The 17667-nt window shown below is 31.4% G+C and carries 15 protein-coding genes; all 15 read left to right on the plus strand.

Translation table 11 applies throughout. From position 1 onward, the window contains the following. Positions 1-153: 153 nt before the first annotated feature. The 15 genes from HW278_RS08090 to HW278_RS08160 all read left to right on the plus strand — a co-directional run bounded on the left by HW278_RS08090 (position 154) and on the right by HW278_RS08160 (position 17667). Positions 154-561: a hypothetical protein gene (locus HW278_RS08090; RefSeq protein ID WP_178977490.1), complete on the plus strand. Its 408-nt coding sequence runs from the start codon at positions 154-156 to the stop codon at positions 559-561. A gap of 41 nt (positions 562-602) precedes the next feature. After that, positions 603-1760 (plus strand): hypothetical protein, encoded by a 1158-nt coding sequence (locus tag HW278_RS08095; protein WP_178977491.1) that lies wholly within the window; start codon positions 603-605, stop codon positions 1758-1760. A gap of 255 nt (positions 1761-2015) precedes the next feature. Beyond that, positions 2016-2372: a hypothetical protein gene (locus HW278_RS08100; RefSeq protein ID WP_178977492.1), complete on the plus strand. Its 357-nt coding sequence runs from the start codon at positions 2016-2018 to the stop codon at positions 2370-2372. 361 nt (positions 2373-2733) lie between these two features. After that, the gene (locus HW278_RS08105) at positions 2734-3105 is read left to right on the plus strand and encodes a hypothetical protein (protein ID WP_178977493.1); all 372 of its coding nucleotides are present in this window, start codon (positions 2734-2736) and stop codon (positions 3103-3105) included. A gap of 22 nt (positions 3106-3127) precedes the next feature. Further along, positions 3128-3727 carry a hypothetical protein gene (locus HW278_RS08110; protein WP_178977494.1) on the plus strand — a complete coding sequence of 200 codons (600 nt, stop codon included), beginning with the start codon at positions 3128-3130 and terminating at the stop codon, positions 3725-3727. A gap of 440 nt (positions 3728-4167) precedes the next feature. After that, positions 4168-4515, plus strand: coding sequence for a hypothetical protein (locus HW278_RS08115; protein ID WP_111972892.1), 348 nt, complete (start codon positions 4168-4170; stop codon positions 4513-4515). A 309-nt stretch (positions 4516-4824) separates the two neighbouring features. Then, complete coding sequence (locus HW278_RS08120; RefSeq protein WP_178977495.1) at positions 4825-5088, plus strand: hypothetical protein; 264 nt, start codon at positions 4825-4827, stop codon at positions 5086-5088. Positions 5089-5434: 346 nt separating this feature from the next. Then, on the plus strand, positions 5435-5875 hold the full coding sequence (locus HW278_RS08125) for a lipocalin family protein (protein ID WP_178977496.1): 441 nt from the start codon (positions 5435-5437) through the stop codon (positions 5873-5875). Positions 5876-5937: 62 nt separating this feature from the next. Beyond that, positions 5938-9279 (plus strand): T9SS type A sorting domain-containing protein, encoded by a 3342-nt coding sequence (locus HW278_RS08130; protein WP_178977497.1) that lies wholly within the window; start codon positions 5938-5940, stop codon positions 9277-9279. Positions 9280-9284: 5 nt separating this feature from the next. Further along, the gene (locus tag HW278_RS12625; RefSeq protein WP_255493575.1) at positions 9285-12332 is read left to right on the plus strand and encodes a fibronectin type III domain-containing protein; all 3048 of its coding nucleotides are present in this window, start codon (positions 9285-9287) and stop codon (positions 12330-12332) included. Between the two features lie 6 nt (positions 12333-12338). Continuing rightward, the gene (locus HW278_RS08140) at positions 12339-12797 is read left to right on the plus strand and encodes a hypothetical protein (RefSeq protein ID WP_178977498.1); all 459 of its coding nucleotides are present in this window, start codon (positions 12339-12341) and stop codon (positions 12795-12797) included. Positions 12798-12838: 41 nt separating this feature from the next. Continuing rightward, entirely contained in the window at positions 12839-13996 is a 1158-nt protein-coding gene (locus HW278_RS08145) for a hypothetical protein (RefSeq protein WP_178977499.1), read from the plus strand. 339 nt (positions 13997-14335) lie between these two features. Beyond that, on the plus strand, positions 14336-14695 hold the full coding sequence (locus tag HW278_RS08150) for a hypothetical protein (RefSeq protein ID WP_178977500.1): 360 nt from the start codon (positions 14336-14338) through the stop codon (positions 14693-14695). 307 nt (positions 14696-15002) lie between these two features. Next, positions 15003-15713 (plus strand): hypothetical protein, encoded by a 711-nt coding sequence (locus tag HW278_RS08155; RefSeq protein ID WP_178977501.1) that lies wholly within the window; start codon positions 15003-15005, stop codon positions 15711-15713. A gap of 55 nt (positions 15714-15768) precedes the next feature. Next, positions 15769-17667, plus strand: a complete 1899-nt coding sequence (locus HW278_RS08160) for a fibronectin type III domain-containing protein (RefSeq protein ID WP_178977502.1) — start codon at positions 15769-15771, stop codon at positions 17665-17667.

Raw genomic sequence — 17667 nt, forward strand, 5'->3', positions numbered from 1 at the left:
AGCTTCGGATACAATATCATTCCTAATGATGATTTTAAATATATTTGGAAAGATATTAAGTATGAAACACCTCCTTTAAAAATAGATATAAAATAGAATGCTATGTGTTTTTTTAAGCTTTGGTTATTTTTATTAGCTTCTATGATTCTTATAATGAATCTTTTTGACATTAAGCGGATATATGATGCTTTATCAGAGAATTACTCTCCGAAAGTAATGATTATTTCAAAGATAGATTATTATACAGGCAGTGGAGGAGAAGATAATGGGTCACCAAGTGTTTTTGTGAGAGGGTATATTGATAGTCAAGAAGTATATTTTATTAGAAACTTAGATGAAAATGTATATGATATTGCAGGAAAATTCAATATTCCAAATGTTGAGATAGGAAATTCAATAAAGGTACTAAAATTTAAGCATTCTGATCAAGTGATGGTTGTATACGATAATGAATTTGCACGATGGAAGAAAATGCGAATAATCTTTTCTTCTATTGGAATAGTTGGTATGATTGTTTTCTGGCATTTGATGAAGACTCATAAATTCAAAAACAATCAATAATAGATAACACAAAGTATTAATCTTATTAATTAAAGAGGAAAATGAAATTACAAATAACTTTTATTTTATTATTAAATAGTATCTTAGCTTTTGGGCAAATTGAATTTGAAGCTAAGGAATTAGCCGTTATAAATGAAGTGGAAGGGAAACTGACTATAGAAAGTTATGAGAATATGTCCCTTTATAAAGGTAAAAAATGTAAATTTTCAATCAACACAGTGGAAAAGCAGTTTTGTGATTTTTTCAATTTGAGTACTCAGCAACAGTTGGAAGATTTTTTCAAACCTTATGAGATTCCTACAAGTTATAAGAAAGAGGATTACTTAAAGAATATGAGACTATATGATGATAATAAGAATAATTATTATCAGTTAGACTCTAAATACATTTTTAATAATGGTATTACTGAAGATATTTTCGTTAAGTATATCAATTATAATAGCACATTTCCTAAGCCTATCTATTCAGTATTTTACATTCAATCTTCCTCTCAGGGTTTAATAGTTAAAGATATGGGAGAAAATCTCGATATAGCACTGTTTTTGGTCGGAACAAACACTACTAAAGTGTCTGACTATTTAAAAAATGAAAAGAATATTAATATAACAAAACTATGTGATGATTTTTTTAATTGTATAAAAAATGATGATTCATCAAATATTAATGTTTTTAACTTATTAGATAAGCAATTTTCTCCCTTTTATAAAAAGGAAATAGCGAAAACAGGGGAAATGAGCAAAAACACAAGAGGAACACCTATTAAGAATTCTTTGAAATATAAAAAAGAATTTCACGATGTTATAAGTGGAGTAGTTCTAAAAAAGCAAGTTTTATCAAAAGAAAAAATCTCAGAAAAATATAGAATACCAATAGAACTTTTAAAAAGAGATAGTTTAGCAGTAAAAGAAATTATAGATATAAATAGCTCTAATGACACCTTTTCTATATTGAAATTTTATGATAATGATCCCATCATAAAAAAGGGAAATCAGATTTTAGATAGAGATATCGCAAAAGGGAATAATACTTTATTTGTCTTAACAACAATAGATTTTGATGTGTTTGTAGATATTTGTTTTTCCGAGACGCCAAAATATCCTAAATTTCAGAAATTTAAAAAGGTAATAGAAAAAGATGGCAACATAATGATTAGAAATTTGCGTGATATTATAGAAGAAAATAAGAATGCTTTTATGTGAGAATGTTATAGGATGTTGTGTTAAAGCTAAGATAAAATCAAAAGGTGTTTTAGAGTTTGAATTAGTAGATATAGGCAAAAGTTGGAGTATTACGGATAAGATTCCATTAAAAGAAGGGAGGTTTAAGTTGTGATAAAATTAAGAATCTTTTACTATATAACTTTTTTCTTATTGGGTATTTTAGGAATCCCTTTGATAATTTCTTTTCTTAATGTTTTACAGCATCGAGATTTTATTATAAATCACACAGAATATGTGAAGAAGTATATTGAAATAGATTCTTTTTATATCAATCATTCCAAAGCAGTAAGTAAAGTCGCATATTTTAGAGGATATTCAAAAACATTAGATAACTACTCCACAGCTATTGAATTTGGAACACTTGATTGGGAAGATTTTAACTCTTATATAGAGAAAAAAGAGGGTAAAAATTTTTCATATATTTGGTATCGGAAAGGAGCTAAATACGCATATCCAGGGAAAGAGACTGAAAAAAAAGTTCCTATAACGTCCTATTTAATGAAACAGTTGATTTTTTTTATCTATTGGTTATTTCTACTAATTATTAACAGATTCTGTAAATATATTATTAAACATAAGATAAAAGAATAGAAGACAGAGAATAATAAATTAAAATTTGATAAGATGAAAGACAAGAAAATTTACATATTGATATCAATGTATTTTGTGATACATTGTATTTTTTCACAGCAATATAATAGAATTTATTCCTATAATATTGAAGATATAAGTTATTTCAAGTACGATAGAGTGAAAGTTTTTTTCTACTCTAAAAAGTGTTACTGAAGTAAAAAATGAAACTCCAGGACAACTTGTACAATCCGTTTTTTCTTGTTCAAGTAAAGAATGGGATATAAAGAACACGTTAGGAGGAGCCTCTTATATCAGAGAAAAGACCAAAAGGGAATATAATAGAATTAAGTCAATAAATAAGAAGAAAAACTATTTTGAATTGATTAATAAAACAGAATTTAGAATTGATAACATTCCTACTGCTATTTTGAAAATATATTTTTTTAGTGAAGAAGATCTCAAGCCACAAGCAGGTATCTTTGTTATGCAAAAATATAATGGTACTTGGTTTAAAACAAATACAAGTCAGGTAAATAATATTGCTCTAACAATACTTAAGATTAAACCTGATATATATGATTCTATAATACAAGGAATTTATGATAAAGAAGTATTAGTGAAGATAAAGCCCAAAATCACTTCTAATAATACGGTATTAGATTTTAATAAATTATCTATTGAATTGGATAAGCTATCAGAAACTGAAGATCCAATATTAAAAGAACTAAAAGATGAACATTCTATATTATAAAACTATTAAGCTCTTATGTTTTATGAGCTTATCATTACTTTCTAACCTAACTTTTTCTCAAATTCAAGGTGAGTATGAAAGTAACAAAGTAAATTGTATAGGGAGTTTTCAATTTAAAAAAGCTTCTTATTATGATTATCAAATAAATGCTCAAAAATCTGACTCTATCTATCAAAAAGTATCAGAAGGTAATAAGCCTAAAGATTTATTAACACAAAAATATTCAGATTTCTTTTTAAAAAGTACTCCAGATGAAAGAAAAGAAATCATTTTATATTCAAGAATAATTTTAGAATACAATCTTTCAGAGTATTATTATATAAAATATGCCCTTAAAGACAGAAAGATGACTCATAAAGTAGCTATTTTTAAGAAAGAAGGGAATATTTGGAAATGGTTAGATAATTCAGATAATAAAATATCTGAAGCAATTACAATAATATTAAAATTACAAAATGAAGCTTTTTCTCAGTTTGAAGTAGACGATGATAATCCAAAATACCTTGAAATTAATCAATTGAAAGCATCTGTTAAAGATGCCGATAACACCTTAAACATTTTCAAATTAGCTGATGTTATAGAGAAGAATAGCAGTCGCTTATCAAAATATTTTTCTAAGTAATAATATCCCTCCGTCTTGTCAAATTAATTCTCTATTCATTACTTGGTTTTACACTTAAAGTTCAGCAGTACCCTTTTGCGGATATAGAATTAACAGCTAAGACAAAGAAAACACCTTTTGATGGATTTGCTAAATAAGATGAAATTATATGATTTAGGGATTATTACTAATAGTGATGATCTAATGAATGGTTCCTATGGAATAATTTAGAAGATTTTTCTCCTACATATTATATTATAGAAAATTGGACTTTTGAAAAGGGAGAAGAGGTAGATATAAAATCTATACCTATAAAAAATTTAAGAGCTGTAACTAATCAAGAAGGAGAAAAGTTCCAAGTAAAGTTTCAAAAATACATTGAAGAGAATGAATGAAAAAATCTTCTTAAAGCAGGAAAAATGTTATAGAGTTAGTGCAAATATGAAATCATTAAAGTAATTATGAAAAAGATAAGATATTTTTTTGAATACAAGTGTTCTCCTATATGGATATATGATGACGATATGGGAGCTGATAACATAGATATTGTTGATCTTCCTATTAATACCTATTTAAAAGAAGAGATCATAGAATTAGATAGGTTATATCAAGAGACATATAATAATGAATATCCTGCAGAACCTCTACATAATGATAAGATTAGGGACTATATTTTTATAAGGAGAACTATTGAATCTGCTAAGTTATTGAAAAAAGAATTAGAAGGAGAATTTATTTTTTTTTATAATTCAATAGATATGGAATGTTTATTTGAGGAATGCAAAAAATTAGAAAAAGAGATTTTTTAAGTTTTTTTTTCGTATTACGTTCTTTGACATATTAGATATAAAAAATAAATCAGTTTTGAACTGCGCATACAACCCGCCGATACTACCAAATACGATTTCTTCTTCCATACAGAAAATGGTGTAAAAGTAGATGCTGAAAGCAAAGGAGAAGGACTATATAAAATCACACGTAAGGGAGCTTTCGACTTTGCGCAGGAAGAATTATGGGTCGTTGCCAAAGAAAAGAAAGACAAAAAAGGCAAAAAAGAAGAACTCATTGGCAAATGTATTTTAGTACACCTCTCGCCTAAAGAAGTAAATGTAGCTTTAGTGCCTACTCAAAGCGGACAAAACCTTCAAGAGGCAATCGATCAAGTACAGCAGATTTATGAAAAAGTAGGGGTAACACTACACATCACCACTGAAAAACCTTTTGATATTAGCGACCAACTCAAAAACGGCACTTTGCCAACAGAAAACGAGTTTGGTGACCTTTCTACCTATAGCCCTGAACAAATGCAGTCATCGCTAAATTTACAACCAACAGAAAGCCAAAAGAGAACACTTGGTAGCTTTATTACTTTTAAAAGATAAGAAAACGAAAGTATAAATAAATGTGAAAGGTGCTTTTTGCTTGAAGGAATCTTATGCTTAGCTTATAGAGAGCTTATAGGAAGCTTATACGAATCTTGGAAGATTGGTATAGAAAGGGAATATAAAGAGTTGATAATGAATAGCTAAAAGTGAAGAATTAACAGTGATTTTAGGGAAATAAAACGAAAGAAAAACAAAGGAGAGAAGGAGAGAGTATTTTTTTAGATAAGTTTTCTGATGCAGAAAAGGAATAAGTAGATCTGTAAGAAAAACATCTCACATTTTTTGCATATCTCAAAAAAACACACTACTTTTGTCGCATTAATAATTTAAAAACCTTTGTACAATGAAAAAAATCTTTACTTTGGCTTTTATTGCCTTAACATTATTAGCCACCGCCTGTGGAAAAAGCAACAATGACAACCCAACCCCTACCTCTCAAGATGATGCTAAAAAAGCATTGATTGGAACGTGGAAAATTGAATCTATAACTGATGAAGGGGAAGAAATAGTTTTAAATGAGTGCAGAAAGAAAAGTTACATTCTCTTTACAGAAAAGCAATACGTAAATACTAATTTTAATAAAGAGATAGATGAATGTAAAGAGAGTTCTAATGCATTTAGCTATGTTATATCTAATAATAAACTTATATTATCTGATACTGAAAAAAAGACATATACTTATACTTTTTCAATTGTAGAAAATAAATTAACTCTAATTCATAGTGAAAAAAATGATATGGGAAATGGAACTGAAATTGAAAAAAGAGTCTATGTGAAGGAATAATGTTCCTTTGTTTTTCAAATATTAGGATTACCTTATTGAAAAAAACTTAAAGATCTGAGACAATGGCTTATAAATTACTTTACTTTATATCATTTCTTGTTGCTAGTATAAGTGTTTTTGCTCAAGACAGAACAATTGATATAGATTTAAATATCAAAAAAAATAATAATTATTATATATCGGGGGGAGTTGGCTTCTACGGGAGTGGAGGAGGAAGAAAGTTGTGTGGTAAATGGAATAGGATTTTTATAAATGAGCGAGAGAAAAACTTTTCTACTGAAAATAACTTTTATAACCCACTTAAATATTTTTATAATGAAAAGCCCTTAACAATAAGGTATCAAGGTCACATACAAAGACTTGGTTGGAATAGATATGATTGTGATGGAGATGATGAGGACTTTAATGTGCCTATTAATGTTGTTTTTTGTAAGATATTGCATGATAGCAAAGAAGGGGATGGACATGGAGCATCTTTAAGTTACTCTTATGATTTTTATGTCGTTCCCCTTCATACTTTGAAAACCTCTGATAACAATAGTGCTAAATTTCTCCCTATTGATGTCAAAGTTCCTCTTATAGCTAAGGAAGTTTTTGATAATGATTTATATCATTATGAATATGCAACAGAGAAAAAGAGGTGGTGGTTTAGTTGGTTAGATGATTATAATTGGGAACCTCTTCCTGCAAAATTCCAACAAAAACAAAGCATAGAAGTCTCTGCTGAAGATGTTTTAGGAAGTAAAGCAAGAGCAGAAGAGATGATTGGCAAACCTATTTACTTCAGAGTAGTATCTTATGATAAAGATACTGGTTTAGTGTGTTCTTCTTCTGAGGTATTACCTCTTACCGTTACACAAGCAGCTCCTTTCATTACAATAAAAAATATCCAATCTCCTTTATGTAATAGTAATGAAACTACAGCTACTGTTACTATCCAGCTCAGCAGGAAATTATTAGGTAGTTTAGAACAATATAAGAAAAATAGAGATGCTTATTTAGGTGAAGTATTCAATGGTTTTTCTTTCATAAAAGCAGGGGAGAATGAAAAAGGAGGAGATATTGATGGTTTACCTAAAGATTTAACAGAATATTTCTTACAACACGACCGCATAGATAATGTGGTACTTCGTACTGCTTCTGTAACTACTAATTATCAGATAGATATAATGGGAAAATTTTACTACCTAAATAATAATGGGCAAAGAAAAGATATTCCCTTATATACAGATGATGCACAACATAAAGGTAGATTTACAGTTGCTGTCCCAGAACCTTTAAATTCTTTTTTGTATTATAAGAATGATAATCAATGTTTCGGAGAGTCTAAGGGTGTGATAACTCTTGAAATTTCAGGTGGTACACCCCCTTATAAATATATTAAAAATGGAGAAGAACCTGTGCTCGTTGATGATAATTTTGTCTATGATGATAATTTTCTCTATCTTTCAAATCTACCCTCTGGAACATATACCTTTACTATTACCGATAAGAACGATTGCCAGATTCTTAAAAATGGGGTAGTATCTCCTGTGGTTGTAAAAATAGGAGGGCCTGCAAAGCCTATTACTATTGTTAATGAAGGGAAAGTAAACTTCATCACACATGCTAAGGGCTATAAGCGTAAAGATGGTATGATCTCAGCAATTATTACCGGAGGGACTCCGATCGATAGTTATAGATATACAACTCAGTTGCAAGCAAGTAATGGAGAATTTATTAACACTCTTCATATGGGGACAGGAGAAAAAAAGGGGGAGTTTTTAGCTCTTTACTATTTTTTAGGGGCAGATACTTATACGCTTACTATTAAAGATAGAAATGGTTGTACGCTTACTAAGAAAATTACCATTACTGAGCCTGATGAACTTATTATAAATAGCATTGAAGCTACACCTATCAGTTGTAACCCTCGTAATAGTGACCCCAATAATAATTCGAGCATCAATAGTAATGGTACGCTGACGGTAAATGCTAAAGGAGGAGTACCTACTTACAGATATGTATGGAAAAGATTTAACAAGCCATATACCGAAACAAGAGATAAAACTATTACAGATCTTGTAGATGGTATCTATCAAGTAGAAGTTATAGATGCTAATGAAAATAAAGCTGTCGGAACTTATACTCTTACTTATCCTGACCCTCTTTACTTGAAGGTTACTAAATCAGAAATGACCTGTAGTGCTCCTAATGGGGGGCAAGCGACCGCTATAGTCTCTGGAGGTACGCCTCCTTATACCTATCTTTGGAATACAGGGCATACAGACGCTCATATCACAGGACTATCGGCTGGGAAGTATTTTGTAACCGTAAGTGATAGTCGAGGTTGTTCCGTGCAAGAAAAGGTGGTGCTTTCTTATCCTGAGGAAGTGGAGGTAGTGAGCACTATCATCACTCCCGTAACCTGCTATGAGGGGAATGATGGTAAGATAGCTCTTACACTCTCAGGAGGAAAAGGAGCTGTTAATGTTTCGTGGTATGATGCTGAGGGTACTCTCATTACACAAGGCACTACTAATGGAGGTAAAACTATCAGTGGGTTAAAAGCAGGTAAATACAAAGCAGTATTTCGTGACCAAAGCGACTGTCCGGCGTTAGAGCAGTTTTACGAAGTATTGCAACCTGAAAAAACGGTTATTAATATCCCTTCACAAATCACGATATGCCAAGGCGACAGTCGGTCATTCGATTTAAGTACAGCTTTTCCTTCGGCTACTTTCCGTTGGACAGATAGCACAGGTAGCCTCCTTAGTACCGAACCTACCTTTACCGTATCAACAAAAGGTAATTATAAAGTAGAAATTACTGACCAGAAAGGCTGTAAAGAGGCGACAACCTTTGAAGTTTCACAAAGTGATAAGATATTAGAAGTAGACTTTTTGGCTGCTACCAATTCATATTACAACTATACAGTAAAATTGGTAAGCTTATCTCACAGTATCACTACCCAGTGGGTATTACCTCGAGAAGTGACTCTTATCAAAGAAGAAAATGGAGCTGCAGAAGTGCGTTTTCCTAACGAAGGAACTTATACCATAGGCTTAAAAGGCTTTTTGGACGGTTGTGAGAAGACCGTATACAAAACGCTTTGGGTAGAAAAAGACCGATTGGGTATTGGTAAGGAAAATACATCTAAAGAAGTACTCATAGATGATTTTGGTATTTTTAGTAATCCTAACAATGGAACTTTCCGTATAAAGGTAAATCTCAAGAGAGCTTCTGCAATAAAGGTGTATTGTATAGATATTTTAGGCAGAGAGGTTTTTCCTGCGATTGAGCAACCAGAAGGCACAACTTTCGACATTCCTATTGAAAATAGAAGAATATCAGCAGGACAGTATTTGGTTATTTTAGAAGCAGGTGGCGATGTGATGGTGCAGAAGATGATTGTTAATCATTAAAAATAATGTTCTTACGTCGTTACATACTCTTTTTCTTAACCTTGCTGAGTTTCACTTTGCAAGCTCAGCAATACCCTGTGGACGTGCAAGTGTTTGTCACTCCGCCCTATCCACAGAGTCTGAGAGGGTATGCCGACACCTTTGAACAGAAAATACAAGCACACTTTCTGCTTAAAGACCTCTCTACCGGCGGACGCCCCTTTGTGCTCCGCTTCTCGTTAGAGGACTTCCAAGGACAAGTCATCGCCCAAACACCCGACTATATTACTCCCTATTTGGTAAACCTCTCCCCAGGTGTACGACGCACTCTTACCAATATAGATTTTAAGACCCTACTGCGCTACGAAAACCTCTACGGTATTAATGAGGCGACTTATAACGGACTACTTCCTGAGGGTACTTATTTTATTGGCTTGTCGCTTTACGACATAGCTACTGGACGCCCCGTATCCAACAAAGGACGCGCGATGATACAAGTGCGCCGCTACTCACCTCCTGTGCTTACAATGCCCCAAAAAGGAGAAGTGCTTACCAAAAAGAACGCTTTTCAGCATATTGTTTTCCAATGGATGCCCCGCGATGTAGCCCCCTTTATGCAGTATGAGTTCACCCTCAAAGAAGTATGGGACTTGGCATTGGTGCCAGAAGAGGCGTTTATGACGGGACGATTGGTGTACCAAACTAAAACCTTTTCACCAGCCTTGGCATACACTAATATGATGCCTATACTGTTGGAAAACAAGCGCTACGTATGGCAGGTACGAGCTTTTACAAATAACCCCAATAATCCTAACGAACAGTCGTACTTTAAAAACAACGGCAATTCTGAGACATTTTACTTTGATTTAGTCTCCAATTGTGAAGCGCCGAAGTTTCTCACAGCGATAACCGAGAGCACCTCGGCACAACTGCGCTGGAGTGCTCAGGCGATGATGCCTAATCAGGAATACCCTTACAAGGTGATGTACCGCGAGAAAGGCAAAAGCTGGAAATCGCAAAAAGTGAGTATGCCCTATGCCAAAGTTACAGGACTCAAACGGGGACGTACTTACATTTATAAAGTGGGAGTAGCTTGTGGCTTAGAAACAGCCCATAGTAGCTCGGTATTTGGTGAGGAGGGCTATATGTATAGCACCGAACAAGAGTTTACCACCACTGAGCAGATAGACGAAAAGAGTCAAGTGCAATGTGGGGTAAAACCTGAGATACGCATCAAGAACACTAACCCACTACAGGACAACCTGTATGCTAACACCACCTTTACAGCAGGCGATTTCCCCGTAACGGTGCTCAATGCTACAGGTAACAATGGCGTATACTCAGGAGAAGGCTATGTGAAAGTACCTTATTTGCAAGACACTAAGATAAAGGTAGTGTTTAACGGCATCAAGCTCAATACCGAACGGCAACTCATAGAGGGGAAGTTAGTAACGACTTATGATGAGACGGAGAGGAATGTGGTGGAAGTTTCAAAGGAAATAAAGGGACTGAAAGAATTTGCTGAAGAATTGAAGAGAGAAATAGCTAAGAAAAAAGAAGAAACTATAGCTCTTTTTGGAGAACAAGATGAGAATTTTGATAAAAGTTTAGAAGAGTGGGCTAAGGAGAAGGAAAGAGAATATACAGAAACGGCTAAAAAGGAAGCAGAAATTAATACATCTATAGCAGTTGAAGAAAACGAAGTAAAACAAACAGAATCACCTAGCAATTTACAAAAAAGTAAAGAAACAACTCCTGAAAATAACAAGAAAGGAGATGTTACTTATTATATTAAACATAAAAATAAAAAATACTACACAGGGGATAAAATAAAACTTCCTTATAAGCGGAATATGCTCGAAACCTTTGAAATGGGAGATGTAGCAGATACAACTAAAGTGAATTTTAATATTTATTATCCCAATGGAGGAGGTTTAAAAACTATAGTAGCAGGATTTGAAAAGAAAAAAACATTTTTCATAGAGAAACATTCTGAAGAACTTTTAAAATTGGATATTTATGCATTTGCTAAAGTTCCAGACTCTATAGGAGTACGAATAGAGATAGATAAGGAAGTAAAGAAGTTTGATCTTACGGAGTTAAAAGCTATTGATTTAAGAAATGGAAATAGAGTAGCAAAAAGTGGGGAGACTTTATATTATGTAAATTTTCCTTCTATAGAAAAGGAAAGGCGGGATACTCAATTTATAGCTGAAATAAAACCTAATATTCCTAAGGAAGAAATTCCTGTGAGTTTTATTAATTGGACTGTAAATAGCAAAGAGTTTGAAACAAATCAAGGGGAATTAGATTTCAAGACCTCTATTAATGAAAAACAAGATAAAAAAATAACAGTAAAAACAGGTAATCCTACCCAAACGAGTAAAAGTGTACAAATTAAATGGGTTGATGGCTATGATATTTCTGTAAAAGTAGTGTCTCCTGCGGTACAAAATGCTTTACGAAAACTTAGTGAATATGTAAATAGTATTGGTAGTGTTTTGAATAAATTAGATAATACAGGAAAGTTAGAGTTTAATATTTCTTTTCAAGGAGAAGAATTTTTAGAAGAAGACAAAGCAACAAGGTTTTACAATATAGTAAGGAAAGGTGGGTTCTCAGGCGGAATTAATTTAGTTTTTAAAGGTTTTACATACGGAGCAGATTTAAAATTAGCAAAAGCGAAGATATATCTTAAGCCTATTATAGGACTTATAGCAAGTGGGCAAATGCAATATGAAAAACGTAATGATAAAAAAGATTTTATAGAAAAAGATTTTACAATGAATTTTGGACTTCAAGCAGATTTGCAAGTAGGAGGAGAATTAGGTCTTGATTTAGGAGTTGTAAACATAAATGCAAACCCTTATGCAGGAATATCTTCTTGGGGAAATATAAGATATTCTAATATAAACAAATCGATAGAAGGTAAAATAGGGATAGGAAAACCTTATGTAGGAATAAAAGGAGGAATGACTTTAGGAGGGTATAATATTATTCCTAGTGGTGATTTTAAATATATTTGGAAAGATATTAAGTATGAAACACCTCCTTTAAAAATAGATATAAAATAGAATGCTATGTGGTTTTTTAAGCTTTGGTTATTTTTATTAGCTTCTATGATTCTTATAATGAATCTTTTTGACATTAAGCGGATATATGATGCTTTATCAGGGAATTACTCTCCGAAAGTAATGATTATCTCAAAGATAGATTATTATACTGGCAGTGGAGGAGAAGATAATGGGTCACCAAGTGTTTTTGTGAGAGGGTATATTGATAGTCAAGAAGTATATTTTATTAGAAACTTAGATGAAAATGTATATGATATTGCAGGAAAATTCAATATTCCAAATGTTGAGATAGGAAATTCAATAAAGGTACTAAAATTTAAGCATTCTGATCAAGTGATGGTTGTATACGATAATGAATTTGCACGATGGAAGAAAATGCGAATAATCTTTTCTTCTATTGGAATAGTTGGTATGATTGTTTTCTGGCATTTGATGAAGACTCATAAATTCAAAAACAATCAATAATAGATAACACAAAGTATTAATCTTATTAAATAAAGAGAAAAATGAAATTACAAATAACTTTTATTTTATTATTAAATAGTATCTTAGCTTTTGGACAAATTGAATTTGAAGCTAAGGAATTAGCCGTTATAAATGAAGTGGAAGGGAAACTGACTATAGAAAGTTATGAGAATATATTTCTTTATAAAGGTAAAAAATGTAAATTTTCAATCAACACAGTGGAAAAGCAGTTTTGTGATTTTTTCAATTTGAGTACTCAGCAACAGTTGGAAGATTTTTTCAAACCTTATGAGATTCCTACAAGTTATAAGAAAGAGGATTACTTAAAGAATATGAGACTATATGATGATAATAAGAATAATTATTATCAGTTAGACTCTAAATACATTTTTAATAATGGTATTACTGAAGATATTTTCGTTAAGTATATCAATTATAATAGCACATTTCCTAAGCCTATCTATTCAGTATTTTACATTCAATCTTCCTCTCAGGGTTTAATAGTTAAAGATATGGGAGAAAATCTCGATATAGCACTGTTTTTGGTCGGAACAAACACTACTAAAGTGTCTGACTATTTAAAAAATGAAAAGAATATTAATATAACAAAACTATGTGATGATTTTTTTAATTGTATAAAAAATGATGATTCATCAAATATTAATGTTTTTAACTTATTAGATAAGCAATTTTCTCCCTTTTATAAAAAGGAAATAGCGAAAACAGGGGAAATGAGCAAAAACACAAGAGGAACACCTATTAAGAATTCTTTGAAATATAAAAAAGAATTTCACGATGTTATAAGTGGAGTAGTTCTAAAAAAGCAAGTTTTATCAAAAGAAAAAATCTCAGAAAAATATAGAATACCAATAGAACTTTTAAAAAGAGATAGTTTAGCAGTAAAAGAAATTATAGATATAAATAGCTCTAATGACACCTTTTCTATATTGAAATTTTATGATAATGATCCCATCATAAAAAAGGGAAATCAGATTTTAGATAGAGATATCGCAAAAGAGAATAATACTTTGTTTGTCTTAACAACAATAGATTTTGATGTGTTTGTAGATATTTGTTTTTCCGAGACGCCAAAATACCCTAAATTTCAGAAATTTAAAAAGGTAATAGAAAAAGAAGGCAACATAATGATTAGAAATTTGCGTGATATTATAGAAGAAAATAAGAATGCTTTTATGTAAGGGCATAAAAAACATTGATAACACCTTAAACATTTTCAAATTAGCTGATGTTATAGAGAAGAATAGCAGTCGCTTATCAAAATATTTTTCTAAGTAATAATGTTCCTTCGTCTTGTCATATTAATTCTCTATTCATTACTTGGTTTTACACTTAAAGTTCAGCAGTACCCTTTTGCGGATATAGAATTAACAGCTAACTAAGACAAGGAAGAATAAATTATGAAAAAGATAGAACAAAAATGGATTGAAGTAGTTAGTTTTTGATAATTAATACTTCTGAAAAAGTTTTGTGTCCTTTTTGTAAAAAGGCATACTTAAATGTTATGAAAATATTCCTTGATGATGATAATCCTCAGAAATGAAATTAGAAAGTTAATAGATGATTTTATTGCTAATTGTCCTGATTGTCAAAATCCTAAACTTTTTCTTGATGCATTAGTTCAGATAGCTCAAAATGTTGGGAGAAAGGAAGCTGAAGATTCAATAAAGAAGTGGGAAGAATACTTTCGTACAGGTGTAGCTTCTACAGAAGCAATAAAAGTTAATATCTGTTTGGGATTAGAGAAAAAGATTGAAATCAGAAGTAAAAATGGTTATTTTGAAAAGATGTATGAGCAAATACCAAGAAGAACTTATAAATCTTCTATGGAAGCATTAGGTTTTTATAACATATTCATATGCAGATGCTATAGTGATTAATGGAAAAAAAATAAACTATACAGGAGAGATTAAGATAAAACCCAAAGAAGAATTTAATATATGCTGTGTCGAACTAAAAGCAGGTAATTTAAACCTATAACGCAAAAGAGACAAACCTAATATGGTTCCTAAATGACAAAAATATTTATACAGCGAAATTAATTTTCAGTTCAAAAGATGATATTGATTTAGTTTGGAAATACTATTATATCAAAAACAAGAATGAGACTAAAGAGAATGTGATAAAAGAATATGATAAGATCCATAAAACTAATTTTTATAATCTAATCCTTAGGAAGGTGAAAAAATGAAGAAAAGAATAATTACATATAGCTCTATTATATTAATAATAGCTTTTTTCATAGTTAAATATATTGAATTCTTAGATGTACAATTTAATGTTATTTATATAGAAAATAGTTTATTAAACAAAAATTATAATGATCTTTATGCAAGTCAAGGAGGCAATCCCTCATATGAAACTTTTTTAAAAGTAATGCAGAAAAAAGATAATAGGATTTACCATCTTTTAAAAGAAGGTAAACTTCGTTTGCAAAAAGATGATAAAGAAAATGTAACATTTATTTGGTTTAGAACTAATGAGGGTGAAACTGTAAGAAATAGTGACTTAACCTTTTTTAAATACTTGTTTTTAAAAAAGAATATATTTATAAACTTTAATTTTAAAGAGTATTTTGATTACAAAGAAAATATAATTTATAAACTCAACGGGAACTCTTTTATAGCAACTGACCTCCTAAACACAAATAAAATTCAGTTACAATACGCTAATAAAATCAACTGCAAACCGTGTAAAATTTTTGTCGAGGACTATTTTACACAACACACTTATTTACTAATCCAAGCTAACAATATAAAGTTTATTAATTCAACTTTTAGTAATTATAGTAAAGATATTATCTACCAAACATTTAAGGATATGTATAAGAATAATAAAGATACCTTTCTAATAAATCTTTGTTATTACAATATAGAGGATTTAGAATGTTTAGATTAATTTTTTTTCACGTTCTTTGACATATTGAAATAGACCCTTCGTGATGTAACCACAAATGCTCACAGCGATAACCGAGAGCACCTCAGCACAACTGCGATGGAGTGCTCAGGCGATGATGCCTAATCAGGAATACCCGTACAAGGTGATGTACCGCGAGAAAGGCAAAAGCTGGAAATCGCAAAAAGTGAGTATGCCCTATGCCAAGCTCACGAACCTTAAACGCGGACGTACCTACATTTACAAAGTGGGTGTAGCCTGTGGCTTAGAAACAGCCTATAGTAGTTCGGTATTTGGAGAAGAAAGCTATATGTATAGCACCGAACAGGAGTTTATTACCACCGAGCAGATAGATGAAAAGAGCCAAGTGCAATGTGGGGTAAAACCCGAAATACGCATCAAGAACACTAACCCACTACAGGACAATCTGTATCCTAACACGACCTTTACAGCAGGTGATTTCCCGGTAATGGTGCTCAACGCTACGGGTAACAATGGCGTATACTCAGGTGAAGGTTATGTGAAAGTACCTTATCTGCAAGACACTAAGATAAAGGTAGTGTTCAACGGCATCAAGCTCAACACCGAACGCCAACTCATAGAGGGGAAGTTAGTAACGACTTATGATGAAACGGAGAGCAATGTGGTGGAAATCAAAAGTCTGAGTGGTATAATTAATGATGTTAAGAATATCTTTAAAAAGAAAAAGCTTACAGAAGAAGATGTTAAATCTCTTCAAGAATTAAAGAAACAATGGGATTTCTATTTAAGCAATGCTGATGAAATAGGTATTTCAGAAGAAGATAAAACGGCTTTTAAAGAAATAGGAGCTAAGATGTTTTCTGTCTCTACTGGGAAATTGTCTAAAGAAGAAAAAGAAACTCTTATAACAAATACAGAAAAGGCTGAAAAACTGTATGATAAGTACAAAGTAGGTTTTGCTGAACAAAAAGAAAGAAAAGAGTTTGTATCAGAATTTGAGGAACTTATAAATGGTATTTCTGATGAGAAAGTAAGTACTTTATATGTTACTGTTTCGGATAGCATTCCTAATAAGCTAAAAAAATATAAAATATTAGAAGGCGATCCTCCTTCAGAAAAAGGAGAGTATATAGGACATATAAAAGTAGGGAAGGAGGCTAATCCCACATATTATATTTGGACAGGGGAACTATGGTCTAAAATAACAAAAAATAAAGATGGTACTTATACCGCAAGAGCTTATTCAAAGATTCATAAAGATATTACAAAATCTATTACTTGGAATGAAAATACTTCACTTGAGGAAATAGAGAAGAAATTTCTTGGAGCAAAAAATAGTGCTAATTTTATTGAGGGATTTAGAGAATTATGGCCTTCTTTTGAGATTGCTTTATCAGTGGGAGCAATAGCTCCTTCAAGTACTTATTATAAGATATCTCAAGGGAAAAAGGTTTTCGAATTAAGACAAGTTCGAGCTGTCAAATCTGTTGCTGTTCCCAAAGTGGTAAGTAAATTGGTTGAAAAACTTAATTTAGGAAAGTTCGTTAAAAAAATAGGAGATTATCAAGTTTATGAAAAAGGAGAAGTGTTTTATAGGGCTATGACAAAAACAGATTTAGAAACACTAAAAAGTACAGGAAAATTAACAGCTTCCTCTGAAACATTCACTTCTCCAACTCTTACATATATTAAAAACACTGGTTATAATGGGACTATTGTAAAGTTTCAGATGAAAACAGGAACAATAGAAAAATTAGTAAAAATAGGAATTAGAAATGATAAAACACGAAAAATGATGACAAATTTTTCTCAAATGCCTCCTGTGAACAGTGTGGAAAACTGGACACAAACAAGCGCTTTATTTAAAACGGAGGGTACTAAACAAGGATTACAACAAATTAATATTGGTTTAGGAAAAGGGAAAGCATTAGAGACTTTTAATGAGAACATTGTTAAATTTGAAATTGTGAAATAA

Origin of the sequence: Capnocytophaga sp. oral taxon 902 (genome assembly GCF_013394735.1) — a bacterium.
Classification (GTDB): Bacteria; Bacteroidota; Bacteroidia; order Flavobacteriales; family Flavobacteriaceae; genus Capnocytophaga; species Capnocytophaga ochracea.

Excerpts from the sequence above, each read along its gene's own strand:
- HW278_RS08110 (WP_178977494.1), top strand. The coding sequence starts at position 3,128 with ATGAGCTTATCATTACTTTCTAACCTAACTTTTTCTCAAATTCAAGGT.
- HW278_RS08115 (WP_111972892.1), top strand. The coding sequence starts at position 4,168 with ATGAAAAAGATAAGATATTTTTTTGAATACAAGTGTTCTCCTATATGG.
- HW278_RS08095 (WP_178977491.1), top strand. The coding sequence starts at position 603 with ATGAAATTACAAATAACTTTTATTTTATTATTAAATAGTATCTTAGCT.
- HW278_RS08130 (WP_178977497.1), top strand. The coding sequence starts at position 5,938 with ATGGCTTATAAATTACTTTACTTTATATCATTTCTTGTTGCTAGTATA.
- HW278_RS08150 (WP_178977500.1), top strand. The coding sequence starts at position 14,336 with ATGATGATAATCCTCAGAAATGAAATTAGAAAGTTAATAGATGATTTT.
- HW278_RS08125 (WP_178977496.1), top strand. The coding sequence starts at position 5,435 with ATGAAAAAAATCTTTACTTTGGCTTTTATTGCCTTAACATTATTAGCC.
- HW278_RS08160 (WP_178977502.1), top strand. The coding sequence starts at position 15,769 with ATGCTCACAGCGATAACCGAGAGCACCTCAGCACAACTGCGATGGAGT.
- HW278_RS12625 (WP_255493575.1), top strand. The coding sequence starts at position 9,285 with ATGTTCTTACGTCGTTACATACTCTTTTTCTTAACCTTGCTGAGTTTC.
- HW278_RS08090 (WP_178977490.1), top strand. The coding sequence starts at position 154 with ATGAATCTTTTTGACATTAAGCGGATATATGATGCTTTATCAGAGAAT.
- HW278_RS08155 (WP_178977501.1), top strand. The coding sequence starts at position 15,003 with ATGAAGAAAAGAATAATTACATATAGCTCTATTATATTAATAATAGCT.
- HW278_RS08140 (WP_178977498.1), top strand. The coding sequence starts at position 12,339 with ATGTGGTTTTTTAAGCTTTGGTTATTTTTATTAGCTTCTATGATTCTT.
- HW278_RS08145 (WP_178977499.1), top strand. The coding sequence starts at position 12,839 with ATGAAATTACAAATAACTTTTATTTTATTATTAAATAGTATCTTAGCT.